The organism is Paraburkholderia sp. Tr-20389 (genome assembly GCF_017104565.1).
Taxonomy (GTDB): Bacteria; Pseudomonadota; Gammaproteobacteria; order Burkholderiales; family Burkholderiaceae; genus Paraburkholderia.
The window spans coordinates 58,940-74,173 of sequence record NZ_JAAGPD010000027.1; the positions used below are offsets into that span (position 1 = coordinate 58,940).

15 protein-coding genes are annotated in these 15,234 nt (G+C 58.6%); 9 read left to right on the forward strand and 6 right to left on the reverse strand.

The features are described from left to right. Positions 1–45 precede the first annotated feature (45 nt). The 6 genes from G3N95_RS23395 to G3N95_RS23425 all read left to right on the forward strand — a co-directional run bounded on the left by G3N95_RS23395 (position 46) and on the right by G3N95_RS23425 (position 8,060). Positions 46–1,377, forward strand: coding sequence for a site-specific integrase (locus tag G3N95_RS23395; protein ID WP_277398028.1), 1,332 nt, complete (start codon positions 46–48; stop codon positions 1,375–1,377). A 1,113-nt stretch (positions 1,378–2,490) separates the two neighbouring features. Next, a complete protein-coding gene (locus G3N95_RS41030) occupies positions 2,491–2,796 on the forward strand; it encodes an AlpA family phage regulatory protein (protein ID WP_205972451.1) in 306 nt (101 codons plus the stop codon). Positions 2,797–2,910: 114 nt separating this feature from the next. Next, the gene (locus G3N95_RS23405; protein WP_205972452.1) at positions 2,911–3,864 is read left to right on the forward strand and encodes a hypothetical protein; all 954 of its coding nucleotides are present in this window, start codon (positions 2,911–2,913) and stop codon (positions 3,862–3,864) included. 96 nt (positions 3,865–3,960) lie between these two features. After that, positions 3,961–4,509 carry a hypothetical protein gene (locus tag G3N95_RS23410; protein WP_241018850.1) on the forward strand — a complete coding sequence of 183 codons (549 nt, stop codon included), beginning with the start codon at positions 3,961–3,963 and terminating at the stop codon, positions 4,507–4,509. Between the two features lie 1,298 nt (positions 4,510–5,807). Further along, the gene (locus G3N95_RS23420) at positions 5,808–7,571 is read left to right on the forward strand and encodes a hypothetical protein (protein WP_205972454.1); all 1,764 of its coding nucleotides are present in this window, start codon (positions 5,808–5,810) and stop codon (positions 7,569–7,571) included. Further along, complete coding sequence (locus tag G3N95_RS23425) at positions 7,572–8,060, forward strand: hypothetical protein (protein WP_205972455.1); 489 nt, start codon at positions 7,572–7,574, stop codon at positions 8,058–8,060. A 63-nt stretch (positions 8,061–8,123) separates the two neighbouring features. Here G3N95_RS23425 and G3N95_RS23430 read toward each other — a convergent pair whose 3' ends face one another. Next, positions 8,124–8,405, reverse strand: a complete 282-nt coding sequence (locus G3N95_RS23430) for a type V toxin-antitoxin system endoribonuclease antitoxin GhoS (RefSeq protein ID WP_205972456.1) — start codon at positions 8,403–8,405, stop codon at positions 8,124–8,126. Between the two features lie 15 nt (positions 8,406–8,420). After that, positions 8,421–8,705, reverse strand: coding sequence for a type V toxin-antitoxin system endoribonuclease antitoxin GhoS (locus G3N95_RS23435; RefSeq protein ID WP_205972457.1), 285 nt, complete (start codon positions 8,703–8,705; stop codon positions 8,421–8,423). A gap of 416 nt (positions 8,706–9,121) precedes the next feature. Between G3N95_RS23435 and G3N95_RS23440 the strand changes: the two genes are divergently transcribed. Both G3N95_RS23440 and G3N95_RS23445 read left to right on the forward strand, forming a co-directional pair. After that, the gene (locus tag G3N95_RS23440) at positions 9,122–9,601 is read left to right on the forward strand and encodes a DUF2280 domain-containing protein (RefSeq protein ID WP_205972458.1); all 480 of its coding nucleotides are present in this window, start codon (positions 9,122–9,124) and stop codon (positions 9,599–9,601) included. A gap of 61 nt (positions 9,602–9,662) precedes the next feature. Continuing rightward, positions 9,663–10,166: a DUF2280 domain-containing protein gene (locus G3N95_RS23445; RefSeq protein WP_205972459.1), complete on the forward strand. Its 504-nt coding sequence runs from the start codon at positions 9,663–9,665 to the stop codon at positions 10,164–10,166. Between the two features lie 741 nt (positions 10,167–10,907). On the opposite strand, the gene G3N95_RS23450 is transcribed toward G3N95_RS23445, so the two are convergent. Together G3N95_RS23450 and G3N95_RS23455 are read right to left on the reverse strand one after the other, a co-directional pair. Continuing rightward, the gene (locus tag G3N95_RS23450) at positions 10,908–11,081 is read right to left on the reverse strand and encodes a hypothetical protein (protein ID WP_205972460.1); all 174 of its coding nucleotides are present in this window, start codon (positions 11,079–11,081) and stop codon (positions 10,908–10,910) included. Between the two features lie 186 nt (positions 11,082–11,267). Continuing rightward, complete coding sequence (locus G3N95_RS23455; protein ID WP_205972461.1) at positions 11,268–12,323, reverse strand: hypothetical protein; 1,056 nt, start codon at positions 12,321–12,323, stop codon at positions 11,268–11,270. A 220-nt stretch (positions 12,324–12,543) separates the two neighbouring features. On the opposite strand from G3N95_RS23455, the gene G3N95_RS23460 reads away from it, so the two are divergent. Further along, complete coding sequence (locus G3N95_RS23460) at positions 12,544–13,104, forward strand: recombinase family protein (protein WP_205972462.1); 561 nt, start codon at positions 12,544–12,546, stop codon at positions 13,102–13,104. Between the two features lie 68 nt (positions 13,105–13,172). On the opposite strand, the gene G3N95_RS23465 is transcribed toward G3N95_RS23460, so the two are convergent. Together G3N95_RS23465 and G3N95_RS23470 are read right to left on the reverse strand one after the other, a co-directional pair. Beyond that, positions 13,173–14,465 (reverse strand): hypothetical protein, encoded by a 1,293-nt coding sequence (locus tag G3N95_RS23465; protein WP_205972463.1) that lies wholly within the window; start codon positions 14,463–14,465, stop codon positions 13,173–13,175. Positions 14,466–14,507: 42 nt separating this feature from the next. Then, on the reverse strand, positions 14,508–15,182 hold the full coding sequence (locus tag G3N95_RS23470; RefSeq protein WP_205972464.1) for a hypothetical protein: 675 nt from the start codon (positions 15,180–15,182) through the stop codon (positions 14,508–14,510). Positions 15,183–15,234: the final 52 nt, after the last annotated feature.

Genomic DNA, 15,234 nt, shown 5'->3' on the forward strand with positions numbered 1-15,234 from the left:
GCTCCAGGTATGGGTAAAAGTATGGGTAAATTCTAGAGGCGAGTAATGCCAACACTAACAGAGTTGAAAATGAAGGCGCTCCGGGCCGACGACAACGGGAGCACGCTGAGCGATGGCGGAAATCTGTTTGGACGTGTCCGCAGCAAAACTTCAGGCGCGATTGCTGTGAGCTTCACGTACCGGTACAAACGCGATGGCAAGTTCCGAGACCTTTCATGCGGCACTTGGCCGAGCAACTCACTTAAGGAGATTCGTCAGCAGAGAGACGCGGCGCGGGCGCTGCTGGAGCGCAGCATTGATCCGCTGGAGCGCAAACGCGTCGACAAACTCGAGATTCGTGTCGCTGAAACAACACGCCTAGCGTCGCTTCAAGAGAGACTCGCGCGCCCAACGGTACGAGAACTCTATGGCCGATGGGTCTCGCTTGAGTTGTCGAAGCGCAAGGACGGTGGCAGCGAAACCATGCGAGGCTTCGAGAAGGACGTCTTGCCAGCGATTGGCCATATGCATGCAGAAGACGTCGCTCGCTCGCACGTAATGGCGATACTCGACGGCGTGCTCGCACGCGGTGCGAACCGTCTGGCAAATCGTCTCCTGGGGGAAATGCGCCAGATGTTTGGATTTGCACATGTTCGGGACATCGTGCAAACCGATCCGACCTTCCGAATCGCGAAGAAAGACGTCGGCGGACGAGACACGGAACGTGACCGCGTGCTGGCCGAAGCGGAAATCCGCACACTGCCAGCGGCGCTCGCTGAATCGAACCTGCTCAAGTCGACTATACATGCAGTCTGGCTAATGCTCGCAACCGGCGCGCGGGTTGGAGAGGTAACGCTCACGCGACGAGGCGAGGTTGATTTGGACGCTGGTACATGGACGATCCCCAAGGAGCACGCAAAAAACGGACGTGAGCATGTGATCTACCTATCGGAATTCGCGAAGCGCCATCTTGCCTCGCTGCTTGAACTGTCTAGCCATAAGGTCTGGGTGATGCCCTCGCGTAAGGAGGAGAGACCAACCTCCGCTAAGGGCATTACCAAGCAGATTGAAGATCGACAGGTTGCCCACTACAAGCGTGCGGCGCATTCAAAGCGTACTGCCCACGCTCACACGTTGGAGCTTGCAGGCGGCAAATGGACGCCACATGATTTGCGTCGCACGGCAGGTACGCTAATGGGCGAACTCGGCGTCGATAGCGACGTGATTATCAAGTGTCTTAACCAGACACAAGAACACAAGGTTAAACGGGTCTATCAACGACAAATTCGCCTTAACGATCAGATTGAAGCGTGGCGCCTCCTCGGTGAACGCTTAGATTTGCTCACTGACGAACAAAATTTCAACGTCGCAACGATGTCCAGTTCGCGCGCCGCTTGACAAGTGGTAAACCCGCGCCTTATTCTGTGATCGTCACTGAAACAGCAGTGACCAGGTTTGGCGACCTGGATAACCTATGGCGGACAACCGCCTTCCGGCGGTATTTTTTCGTCCGCACGCCTGCGCACGTCCCTTCAATGGGCGGGCCCTGGCGGGGAGACTTTCGAGTCTGCCGGTTTCCATAGGTGCCGGTTCGCCAACCCTGCCATGTGCCCGCTCACCCCGTTTGGCGACGGGAAGCGAGCCCCAACATACCTACGGAGCCCGCATCATGCAGTCACAAGTCTTTCACTCCGGGCATCAAGCCCAGCCTTCCGAGATAATACGCGCCGCCCTCCGAGACGCAGCGATCGCACCGACCATCTACGACGCGTTAGATGTCACGGGTGATGCGCTCCGACGAGTGTTGGAGCTTGTCTCGGAGGGCGGACATGTCAAAGCTTAGACTCGTGGTTTCGAACTCTGCGCCGACTACCCGGCGGCGCGCCACTCGACGAGCCGAAACGGTTGGCTCTGTCACGCGTGTCGCGAGGGAGGTACCCAACTCGAACGCCATCGCGGCACTCGAGAAGATGCTGGGACAAGCGCGCGCCGGTGAGATAACGGGGATGGTGGCGGCGTTCATCGATCCGGAAGGAGCATGTACGTACATGCTAAGTGGCGCTGCCGTAGATTCGCCTGCCGTAACCGCCGAGGTCACAGCAATGCTTGCGGCAAGATTCGGATAAGCGCCACCAGCGGCCAGGATCATTGAGCCCCCTCGCGGGCTCTTTTCACATCTGCGGATCGGTCCGCGCGACCTGGGACCAAGATGCACAGACGAATGACCATGCAAAGCTTCTTGCAGGCTCATTTCGCCACTCTGCGAACGATCAAAAAACAAACTGCTAATCCATTAGCGACCCGCCGCGACGTACAACCGATTGATTGTTAGGCAACTTATAGCCCTGCGATGCGCATATTGTGGCGCTCGCGCAACCAACGTGTTAGCAACGCAATAACAGGTGGCGCGTTCATTTAGGAGGTGCCCGTTTCGCTTCGCCATAATTCGAAACATCACGCGAGGTTCCGACCCGCGTGGGGTTTTTATCCAACCATTTTGGATATCTGACGATGACCGAGGAGCAGCGAACCGTGAGCCTAGCAAACGCATACCCATTTGATCATCCTGCCACCCGCACAAAGCCGACGCCCACGCATTCCGCCTCGTTGGCTGCCTTCAACTCGAATAGGGAGCGCGCGATTCGGCTTCCCGAAGTAAAGCGAATCACTGGCTTAGGTACGACGACGATCTATGAACTCATGGGTCAAGGCAAGTTTCCGAAGAATTTCTCGACAAGCGCGAAGGCAAAGGCGTGGCTTGAGTCCGAGGTCCAGGACTGGTTGTCTAGGCGGGCCGCAACGCGGAACGCCGCATAACACAGAGATTCCTGAGATGACGATATCTATGACCAGCGGTGGCGCGCAGGAGGATGGACAATCTCGCTCCTGCAACCAGCGCAACCCGAGGAAGGATCACGGAGGAAACGCCTTGTGATCGTCGCCCCGGACTTTGTCGACCATTGGAAGACCCGCACGCTGGTCGGCCTCCTCGGCGACGACGAGGTAGCACCGGTCTATGTCATACGGCTCTGGGCGCACTGCCAGCAGCGACGGACATCCGTGTTCGAGTCGCTACCGACGCCAGCACTCCGAGCCATATGCCGTTTCCCGGGCAATGCCGAGTCATTCGAGTCCGCCATGGTCGAAAGCGGGTTTATTTCGCGAGATGGTCAATCCATTCGAGTGAATGGATGGGATGAGTACAACGCCGCGCTCATCGCAAACTGGTCGAACGGCCAGAAAGGCGGTCGACCGCGCAAATGCGGGCATCAAAGTACCCAGACCGAACCCGAAACAAACCCAAAAGAAACCCTTGGGTTTCCTGAGCAGAACCCAACGGAAACCCAAGGGGTAACCCACGACGAACCGATAAGAGAAGATAAGAGTAGAGAAGACAAGATAGGACCACAACAAACTTATGTCGAGTTGGCACTCGACGACGCTTCGCTGGGCGAGAATCGCAATGGTGAGCAAGGCGTGCAGCAACCGCCTGCCGAAAAGCCGAAGCGGACCCGCAAGGCTACGACGTCAATCGAAGACGTAGAGGCGGTGTTCGACTACTGGAAGGCGAAGCGCGAACATCCACGCGCCAAGCTCGATGCGAAACGTGAGAAGAACATCCGCGCACGCCTCGCTGACGGCTACATGGTCGCCGAACTGTGCCAAGCAGTTGACGGCATCGCGAAATCGGCGTTCCACATGGGCGAAAACGACCAGCAAACGGTCTACGACGACGTCGAACTGATCTGCCGCAACGCAGGGAACGTCGACAAGTTCATCCGGCTTGCTGACGCCCCGTCGCCGTCATCGCTGTCGAAGGCTGGCGCGAAGACCGCCGCAGCGGCACAACGCTGGCTCGCACGACAAGTAAGCGGCAATGGTTAACGGCGACAAACGACACGAACTGTCCAATCCGCCTACTTTTTCACATGTTCAACGATCGGCCGTAGATGTCTGCGGCCGGTCCCATTGGAGACGCAAGTGCTCAAGATTTTCGGTGGCAAGGCAACGACGAACGAAGTAGCGCAATCGGTGAGCGCAGAAGCTGAGGAGATCCGCCTCGACGAGCAGACGGTGCAACGCTTGCTCAGCAACCTCGAGGCGATGAGGCTGGTCCTTGACCGCTCAAAGGCTGAAGCTGTGCGCTGCCTCGCGGACCCTGCGGCAGTACTGCCGCAAGAACTGCAGCGGGCGCTGGTTTCCGAGCGCGACGCCCAGGCCGCCTATGACGCGGCGGTCAGCGAACATCGATGCGCCGCCGACGCGCTCTTCGAGCGTCAAAAAGAGATCACCGAGCGAAGGGCCCGTGAAGACTCGGCCGCGAGAAAGACCGCGTTCGAGGCGGCGCGGTCAGCCTATTGGGCGCAGTGCGAGGCGCTGATCAAGCCCGCGTTGGAGGTGCGCTGTCTCGCCGCCGCTGCTGGCGTGTGGATGCCGACCTGGCAACCCGGTGATCTGCTTTTCGCTGACGACTCCGATATCAGCGTGGCGGGTCAGGTGTTGTCGATTTGGCGGAGCATGACGCCGTGACGCAACACTGGACGCGTTGATACGCCACGGGATTTAGGCTTTGGTTGTCCAACGCTGATAGCATTGATGTATGTTGCTTTTGGTGCGCCCGATTATCTCGCGATGGTCTGGCGCTTTTCGTTAGCGCCCGCATTGCGATCTGCAATCGGGCGTTTTTCGTTTGGAGCCCCGTATGTCTCAAAGGATCATTCGCTGCCCGGACGTTTGCGGTCGCATCGGAGTTAGCAGGAGCAGCCTCTACCGGCTCGTCGCTGTGGGAGAGTTCCCGCAGCCCGTCAAGCTGTCGACTCAAGGCCGCGCGGTAGGTTGGCTTGCAACGGACGTCGACCGGTATATCGAAGCGCGTGCGGCAACTCGCCCAGTCGCATAGACGGCCCGGCATTTCCCCTGATCCGCCGCCTACCACTGCTCCCTCCTAAGCACCGCTCCTCACATCCCCCGTAGTCCCTGTAGCTACTCCCCATCATTCGCGCACAGTCCGCCAATCGTGGCGTCGCTTGCGCGCCAAACACCAACTATGACAACCATCGCATCACCACTCTCCGGAAGCGAGATCGGCGGCGCTTTGCTTTGGCCGATCCCCTCGAGCAGCCTCAGTTTGCCGACAACGATCAACGGGAATTCGAGCGTTTGATCGGCGCTGATTCAATCCTGCGGCTACCAGAAGATCACCGTCGGCCTGAAATCTACGCAAGCTGGACAGATCCAAATTCAGCGATTCCTTGACGCCGCCGGCTCAGCGCCGCAGGGAGCGCCGATCACCGCCGCCCTCTCGGCGAACACTGCTGGTGTCGCGAACGCAATCGACGGCGTACCGTTCCAGTCCTTCCAAGTCACAGTAACCAACACCGGCAGCTCGGCGGCAGCACTGTCGGGCGTGCAGGCAATTCTCCAGAGTGCTTAACCCATGACCACACTTCCGCAAGAAAGCTCAACACCAACATCGCGGGACCAGATCGTAGGTCGGCAACGCGAGGACCATTCGATCGCGGATGACCGTCCAACCATTTATCAGGAACCTGCCACCGTCATCGGTGGTGTTGGCTACGGGAGAGCCGGTTGGTACAGCGTGCCAATCCGGGCGCAGTAGTGGCCCCACTGCGCTCGGCGATCGATCGCCCGCCGCTGCAGCACTCAACTCGGTGAGGCCTCCCCCCCCGTATCACCCTCTCGCGATCGCTAAACGCGCGCTTCTAAACGAGCCCGCTGACACGATCTACCCCGCTGACTAGCCGTCTGCGTCAGCGCGTCCCCCGAAGCCCCGCAAACGCGGGGCTTTTTCTTTTTTGGAGCCCCCCTTGGACCGCCAATCGGTTTATCCCGGCCAAATCCCTCTTGAAACCGACCTCCTGAACACGAACCGCAACGTGCTGATCGCGGTCGGAAAGATGCTCTCGGACATGCTCGGCACGTCGACGTATGCATCGGGTCTCGGGTGCGTGGCGACGGCGCCCGCATCTCTGAGCGTGCAGGTGCAGCCCGGTCAGCTCTATGCGCTGCAGAACCTCGACAACACGGCGTATTCGTCGCTCGCGCTGGACCAGACGCATCAGATCGTGAAGCAGGGCATCGCGCTCGACGCGACGACGCTGGCGTGCGCCGCGCCGACGACGGCGGGCTACTCGATCAACTACCTAATCGAGGCGAACTACGCGGACGTCGACACGAATGCGGTGGTGCTTGCCTATTACAACGCGACCAACCCTGCACAGGCGTTCAGCGGGCCCGGCGGCAACGGCCAGCCGAGCATGACGACGCGCGCGGGTAAGGTGGTGCTTACGCTCAAGGCTGGCGTCGCCGCCGCAACCGGCACGCAGATCACGCCGGCGGTCGACAGCGGCTGCGTGGGCCTGTGGGTCGTGACCGTGGCGAACGGCCAGTCGACGATCACCTCGGCGAACATCTCGCAGTACCCTGGCGCGCCGATCCTGCCGACGTCGCTGTTGCAGTCGATGATCTCGAACAACCTCGAGTACGGCATCGACAGCGGCGCGGCTAACACAGTACAGGCTACGTTCCCGCTGCCGCCGACGTCGCTCGTCGACAACCAGCAGTTTTGGGTCAAGATCAAGACGACGAACACGGGCGCAACAACCTTTACGCCCAACCCCGGTGTGATTGCGGCCGCCCCGGTTGTCGGTGGAGCGCATGCAGCGCTGCAGGGCAACGAACTGGTCGCGAACGGCCGCGCACTGTTCGTCTATCGCACCGACATCGCTTCGTATGTACTGGAGTCATGCACGGGCGCTTCGCTGCAGACCTCTCCCGCGACGCAGAGCCAACACGCTGCTCAGATTGGGCAATCCTTCCCGTCCGTGAGCTCGTCGGTTGCATCGAACGCGCTCACGGTCGGTCTCACAGGCCCGACCGCACTCGCATTTCGCAACCCGACGCTCACCAATGGCGCGCCCGTCGTCGGTTCCGTCTCGGTATCGCAGTCGTTGACCGTTCCTTCTGGCGCGACGCTCGGCAGCGCCAACGGGGTTCAGGCGACGTTCGCGATCCTCGAGTTGTACAACGGCGGCTTGCCGCAACTCGGCATCGTGAACCTGTCTGGCGGCGTTGACCTGTCCGAAACCGGTTTGATCAGCGCGACAGCGATCTCGTCGGGCGCAACTTCAGCGAGCACGGTCTATTCGAGTTCCGCAGTCTCGAATAGTCCGTATCGGGTCGTCGGCGTGATTCAGTTGACGGAAGCCACTGCCGGCACATATGCAACTGCTCCGACATTGGTGCAGGGGATGGGCGGCCAGGCGTTCGCGGCGTTGCAATCATTCGGGGTGGGCCAGACTGAACAGAGCATGGTGGGCAGCCGGGCTATCGGTACCACGTATTACAACACTACGGGCCGCACGATCTGGGTCAGCATCCTCATGAGCAGTGCATCAGTTGCCAACGCTCGATTGCAGGTGGGAGTCGGTAGCGCGATCTTCTACGGAGACGGCGCGCAGGTCGCTGGTGGAGCGTTCGGGATTCAATTTCCTGTTCGTCCCGGTCAGTCTTATGGCGTCGGCTATCAGGCCGGCAGTGGAACGCTTGCTTCTTGGTGGGAGATTCGATAAATGACGTTTGCTGACCAGTATTACTTGGACGCGTCGGGCGGCCTGCACTTTCTGTCCCAGCAAGACCACGCCAACGCCATCGCGCAGGGACTTTCGATCCCGGAAGACTCATGGACGATCGCTACGCCCGAACAGGTCGAAGCACTCCAGAACCCACCTCTTACGACTAAGCAAAAGGCCGAGCAGATCCTTGCGGGCGGATTGACCGTCACGAGTGCGGGTACGCCGGCGCTCAACGGCACCTTTCCGGTCGACGCGCTGAGCCAGTCCGACATCATCGCGATCGAGACCAGCCTGAATGCCGGGAAGGGATTCCCGGGTGGCGCGACCACCTTCAGCTATCCGGACGCGACTGGCGCGATGCGCGCGTTCAGCGAGTCAAACTTCACGGACTTCGCGGCCGCTGTGCGTGACTTCGTGTACGGCTGTCGCGGGGTGATAGCTGGAGCGTCGACGGTGCTGCCGGTAGCTTCGGTGGCCATCCCGTAATTTAGTCAGCCTCCGGATGACGCAGAAACCCCCGCCGGCAGCGCCGCGCGGGGCTCTTTCCGCTTACTTCGCCTTCAGGTTGTGCCAAACGCGAGCGACCGACTCGGTAACGATGACCTCGAACTCGAGTCCTGTGGACTTAGCAGCGGTCTTTGCCTTCGACAGAACTTCATCGCGAGTCGCGGTCCCGTCGTAGTTGTATTCAGCGGTCGGGAGGTGATATCGATTCCCTTTGCTGTCTGCGATGTAACGCGAGAACCCCTGCTTCTCCATTGCGCCGTGCAGCTTTTCGTAGTCGTCGCTTTCTCCGTCGTGCAATTCGACCCGCGTGGTGAACTTCGTCATTTCGAATCCTTTCGATTAAGCCGTCGGCAAACCGTTCCAGCGCGCGTCATTGAACTGCACCGTGATGATCGAACCAGTCTTCCCAATCGATGCAACGGCCAATTTCGCGAGTTCCAGGACGGCGTTGGTATCGATCTCAGCGACGGAGTAATACTCTGCCGTCGGTAGCTGGTAACGCACTCCTTCGTCATTAGGGATGGTCCGCATGAACTTCTGCGCTGCCATCGCCGCGTGGAGATTCTGATAGTCCGAAGCGTTCGCGTTGTGTAGTTCGACGCGTGTCAAATAGCTGTTCGCCATTCTTAAATCCCTTTGCGCGTGATTGACGGTGTCCGGCCCCCGAACACCTTTCGCGCAAATGGGGGGCGCGGCCCAGATCTTCAATCCCCTTCGAGAAATTTGGATAGGGGCTGGCGGCCCGTGGCCGCCCCGACCTCTACGAGAATCAATGTGAGAGAAACCCGTGAAAACCTGAAAACCCGGACCAGAGCGTCCGGCAAATCACTCCGCGAACAGGAGCACGAGATCGAGAACGGACGACGCGCGATCCTTGAGCAACTGGAGCCGATCGAAGACCCGTCCGTACGCCTCAAGGTTCTATACCGAGTTTGTCGGCGAGCCGAGGATCAAGGTGATCTCGTCACCGTGCTGTGCGCACTAGAGCGAGCCGCGATAGAGGCCTGGTTACTTGAATCTTCTTTAATGGATTCTGGAAGATGGCTGCACTGACTGACGAGGTTAAGGCCTTTATCGTGCGGGGGCTTGCGTGCTTCGAGACCCCCACGGAAGTGGCGAGGTACGTTAAAGAAGAATTCGGGATTGTCGTGACCGCGTCTCAGGTGCAGGCGTACGACCCGACGAAGCGTCAGGGGCGCTCACTTAGCGAAAAATGGCGGGCCACGTTTGCGGCGGATCGTGCGGCGTTCCGCGCCAAGGTCGAGGAAATTCCGATCGCCAATCTGGCCTTCCGGCTTCAGGAACTCACGAAACTCTATCGGAAGGCGACTTCGCAGGGCAATGTTGTCGCTGCTTCCTCACTACTCGAGCAAGCCGCCAAAGAGGTGGGCGGGGCATTCACCAACAAACAACGACATGAGGTTGCCGGGCCGAACGGCGCGCCTGTGGCTGTCACGCAAACGACGATGACAGCCGAAGAGTTCGATGCACGGGCGAAGCGTCTGCTAGATGCCTACTGACCCGCAAGGCGGCGAAACTGGCAACCGCTTACCTTGATACAACCTTGATGGATTTCCAAAGATGGCGGTACTTACTGAAGACTTGAAACTCGCGATTGTGCGGGCGCTTGCGTGTTATGACTCGCCGAAGCAGGTCGCTAGGTGCATCAAGGAAGAATTCGGTGTGACGGTGAGCCCGCAACAGGTCGAGTCGTACGACCCGGAAAAGTATGCGGGTCGCGCGCTCAGCAAGAAATGGCGGGCGATTTTTGAGCAAACACGGAAGAGCTTTCTGGAAGATATCGGTAAGGTTTCGGTCGCAAACGCTGCGGTCCGCCTGCGTCGCATCGAGCGACTGGCCAACAAAGCCGAAGATCAAGGTAACGTGGCGTTGGCTCTGAATGCGCTTGAGCAGGCTGCGAAGGAGGCCGGCGGAGCGTTCACGAATAAGACTCGCGTCGAGGCGTCCGGCCCGAACGGCGCGCCGATTCCGCATGCCCATGCACACGCGCATGCACACATCGCGTCGGACGTGACGCCAGACGAGTACGCGAAGGTCGTACGCCAGGTGCTCGACGAGTATTGATCGAGCCACACGTGCAAGGGGCGCCCGCCCAAGTCTGCGGCCGACTTGGGGCATACGTGAGACTGAAATCCGCTTTACAGCTGCTACAGTAATTACCCGGATTTATGTTGACAGTCGCGTCGGGAGTGATAACCTACAAGCGAGCAGTGAAAAGGCCCGGCTCAGCGCGAACTGAACACGGGCCGCCGACCATCAGTGACCGGTGTAAGCCATCAAGGCATACACCACCGCAGCCGCGGCATAAATCCACGACATGGCAAGGCAGTAGCTGCTCATAGGCAGTTCCCCCTGTAAAGGGTTAAACGGAACGCGGATCGACAAACTGTCTTGGCGGGCACGAGTCGATCCGCGTTTGCTTTTGAGGCATGCAATGTGCTGCGCATTCCTCAGCAACGATCCTAAACCCTTTTAAAGTTTTTTTCACGAATTTGGGGGTTTCGGCTGTTAGTCAAAGCATTGATATCGCGCAAACCCCCGCTGCGTAAGGCCCTTGCGCTAAAAAGTGGACTTTTTTGCGCGCGCAAGAGGTAGACGGTTCTATGCATAAATTGGCCGCACCAAGTTCCAAGACTGCCCAAACTCAATCGCCCTCTTGTCCCAAGCTCATCCAAGAGCAAGGCCGCACCTTATAGAAGAACGCGACTAGGCGGCCTAGTTCGAATTCTGTTAGAGCCGGATGATTGCCTGTCGAGTCGTTCAAAAGTCAACGCGCAATCGCAGCGATGAACGCGTCGGCGGCCATCAGCCAGCAATCAATGCCCAAACGGCACCGACGGCGAAGATGACCGTGCCAATGAGCGCGGCAGCGAAGAACAGCGACCAGAAAAGGCCGAGCAGCCCGAGCGCGAGGCGCATGAAACCGGGCATCGGGTTCTTCCAGACCAGCCGCAACGGCTGATTGTCGGCCGCCGTCACCTTCCGCACGGGATGATGGGCGCGCATCTGTGGGTATTGTGCGACGTGTGTCTTGTCGGCGAGCCATTCTCGCGCGGAAAACAGGAAACATCTTCTCGTGGAAGTGATGCCTCCTGCGCGGCTCAGCTTTCTATCAGATGGCATGGATGTAGGAGCGTCGTTCGCTTATGTCTCGATTTCCGTTGCCTAGAATATCTCGCCCCACCCCGCGACGCGATTCTCAGTTGGGTCGCCCGCATCACAAGCCGCTCGCGCGCGCGCAAGCCAGACTCCGAGTTTTGACTGCGGCCCGAGGTCGTAACCTTTGGTCTCAGCAACGTGGGCGAGGTGTGCAAGGTAAGATCGAGTCACTTCCGCCCTCTGCCATCGAGCGGCCTCATCGACAAGCGACTCGACGTCGGGCGTGCCAATTGAGTCGTATGGAACCTGTTCACTTCGTATTACGTCGATTGCCCGGGACACAATTCTCTGACACTGCTCGCGCCAAGCATTTCCAGCTTCGAAGTCCCGCACATAAACCTTGTGTGCAACGGCGAACTCGACCGCGCGTGTCATTAAACGGCCAATCTTGCCCTCCAATGGTCCTTGCGCGTCATCCCTGATTGAGAAATGGAGCTGATGCCGCCCCCTAGCCGTCATGCGCAGCCCCGATACTCCACGAGCCTCTCCTACCGACATCCGGATGTAGATGGGTACGTCTAAAACCGAAAGTCGCGTCTCGCCCGATAGTGCTTCCGGTTTAAAGCCGCGTGACTCAGCGGCTTTCATGAACGTATCGAAAACTAACAGGGCCCGGTCGACGTGCTCACCTTCCACATAGATGCCCGCAAAGCCGATCTCGGCATACGACGCCAGCTTCTTGGATTTTCGCTTAAATTGCCGGGTAACCGCGTGTGGATTCACCAAGTTAGCCGGCACAACGATCCGGTTGTGCTGTTCAAATTCCCGTCGGGCCGCTACGGTGCTTGCCTCTTCCGACGTCGGCATCTCCGGTGCCGGCTTGGATGGCAGCGGGATCACAATTTCAGCCGGCCCATCGTAGTGAGGCAACCGAGGCGGCGGCGGTGTATTTGAGCCGCGCCAATAGCCAGCACCCGGAATCGGCACATTCAGTTGTCGACATATCACGTGCAGTTGTTCGACGCTAATGCCCCACTCGCCGGCCGCATATTCAATCCGCTGTCTCCAGACCGCACGATATACAGCATCACGGTTGAACACGAGCGATTCCCGATCATCCACGCTAGCCCCTCCATTCTTCCCTGCCGACCGCTGTCCCCCGAGCAAACGGGAGCGCGCGCGACCACGTGTCAGTTTAGGGTGTACTCAAACCCGACAGATCAGACCCACGACTTCGTTCGCCCAAAACCGTCAACTTAGGGTCATTTTCTGATTTTCTTGACATATGTCCATATACGTCTAGAATTCATCCTGACACATTGATGAACGGCCTCGGACGAACATGAACAACGGAAAGAAAATTGGCTACGTACGCGTAAGTTCAACCGACCAAAATACCGAGCGGCAGCTTGAGGGCGTTCATATTGACCGTGTTTTCACGGACAAGGCAAGCGGCCGCGACACACACCGCCCACAACTCCAAGCTGCGCTTGATTACCTGCGAGACGGTGACCTGCTTGTCGTGCATTCAATGGATCGACTGGCGCGGAACACGGAAGATCTGTTGCGCATCGTTCGGGAGTTGACCGCCCGTCAGGTTTGCGTCGAGTTTGTAAAGGAGCGCCTTACTTTCAGCAGCGATAACCATGATCCGATGGCGCATCTCATGATGACCATGCTTGGAGGCTTTGCGCAGTTCGAGCGCGCACTGATTCGCGAGCGACAGCGGGAAGGGATCGCTGTCGCCAAAGCCAATGGCGTGTACCGAGGCCGAAAGGCAAAGCTAAGCACTGGGCAAGTGGGAGAAATCAAGGCACGTGTGGCTGCCGGCGAGAAGAAGGCAGCGATCGCCCGAGAATTCGGTGTGAGCCGTGAGACGCTCTATTCATACTTGGATGCTTAGCGCAACTGGCCAGCAACCTCGCGGGCCGGACGGCTAGAACCGTCCGGGACGGCCGCATCGCAACGGAACTACGTTACTTCGCTCGCGAAAAGAGACTCGGCCTTGACAATGCCGACCGATTCGGTGAGCCAATCCAAAACTCGCGCGCCGTCGACACGGCCTTCCAAAAACGCACAAAACGCCTTGAAGAATTCCACGGTCGACACAAGCGCAATATCCAACTGCAATGCTCGCTTGCGGACATTCTCGGGGAAGATCGGTTGATCGTTTGTGTCTCGCTCCTCCGGAGGCAACTCGCGCCAAGCATTCCCGAAAAGGATGCCCTTGCCGGCCGAGCCCTCGTCCTCCTCATAGCGAAGCAGGTAGTCGGCTAGCTGGCGCAAGTGAGTCAACGCAATGCTCTTGTTTACACCTTTGCACTCAGCAAGCAACACCTTACCTTGATGCTCTAAAACAAACTCCTCTTGCGAATACCGGGCCGGCTTCACCTCCCCGCCCAATTGCTTAAGACAGTCGGCGACCAGTTTTTCAAGTTCAAAACTGCTGACATACAGCAGCCCCTTGAATCGCTCGTATTCCGTTTTCCTTGAAGTTTGTTCGACCATCTCGGCTTCCAAGACTTCGATTTGCTTTCGGATTGCCAAGATTTTCGAGTCGATTGGCGCAACTACGGGCATCTGCAACGCATTAAGCCACGGTGGAAACGATACAGTCGCTTGGTCTCTCCCCAGCAAGTCCTCAAGCACCAGTTTGACCGCGAAGTCAGGATCTAGGTCGGGAATACGCGGCAGCAATGCGATGTACCCGGGCAAGTTGGCCCATCCATCCGATGCACTGTCGAAGGTAACGCACCCTGCTAGCACGCCACCATATCTGTTGGCAGCAAAGGACGTGAACGAGGTCCTGATCTGCGGCGCGGGCAGCCCGTATGCTCGCGTCAATTCACTGGACATCTCTTGTACGACGTAGTGGAAAGACCATCGATCCAGGCGATCGAGCAGCTTTTTGAATTCTCCGGTATTACGCTCGACCGTATCGCCCTCTTCTGCAACCGGCTGCACGTCAAGTGGGCACCACTCCCAGTTGTCGTGCCCTTTATTAACGGTCGTCGGGAGCAACGGAGCCCCAAGTATGAAAAGACTGCCGCCAGACGCCACAAAGCGCGCCATTTTGCTTCTCAGTTGGTATAGACGGGTTCGGTCGTTTGCGATCAGAACATCGGCATTCAGCGACGCGAGGTTGACGACGATGTTGTCGTAGTCGATCACATTCATCAGCGCCGCGTCATGCCAATCTGCGCAGGTTACAAATTGATGCGGCCCAGACCCGATCACCAGCGTTTTCTCTTCTTTCTCACCCACAGTGGGCCCTCCCGTCATTTACCGATGCCATCTTATCCACCGTCACCCGCCCTTTGATCGATTGCCGGCGACCCGTGAGCGGACTACGGCAGGCTGGAGTTGATCGCTCAGCACATCATCAAACACAGCAGCCATCAGCGATCCGGGCGCGTTCGGCACCGTCTCAGACTTCAGGACCTCGCCGCCAAGAATAATCTTGGTCTTGACGTATTCGCATGGAGACTTGCACTCCAACCGGTAGATGGCGCCGGTGTCGTTCGGCATTTCGACCGTGTAAACGTCGTTCTTTTGGCCACGATATCGGACCATTACGAGGGCCTTCGTCGCCACGCCCTGGTTGCGCTCCGCGTCGCTGATCGCAGGCTGATAGCCGTAGAGGTCACCATCGCGCATGACGTAGTTGTGGGTCGGGAGTTGCGGGGCTGGTGGTTCGGCATGAGGGTTGACGTCCACCGTCGTCGCCTGTGAACTGGGTTCGGCAGTCAAACTGGGGCTGCTGTCGTTTCGTGCACTTTTCGACGGTTGTGATCTGCCCACCAGTGCGCCGCCGGCGATGCCGAAGACCAGAAAAGCCAGCGTGAAGCTCCAGAGGATTTTGACGCGGGGTAGCGGCGGCTTACCCTTCGGTGAAACGGTTTTGGGTGAGACTAGTCCCATGAGCCCTACGGGCACCGTTACCACCGCCAAGAAAATCAGCACACCCCCGACGATTTCCATCGTTTCCCCCGGTCGCAAATCAAATGTATTTCGGCGACATGTCGCCGTACGT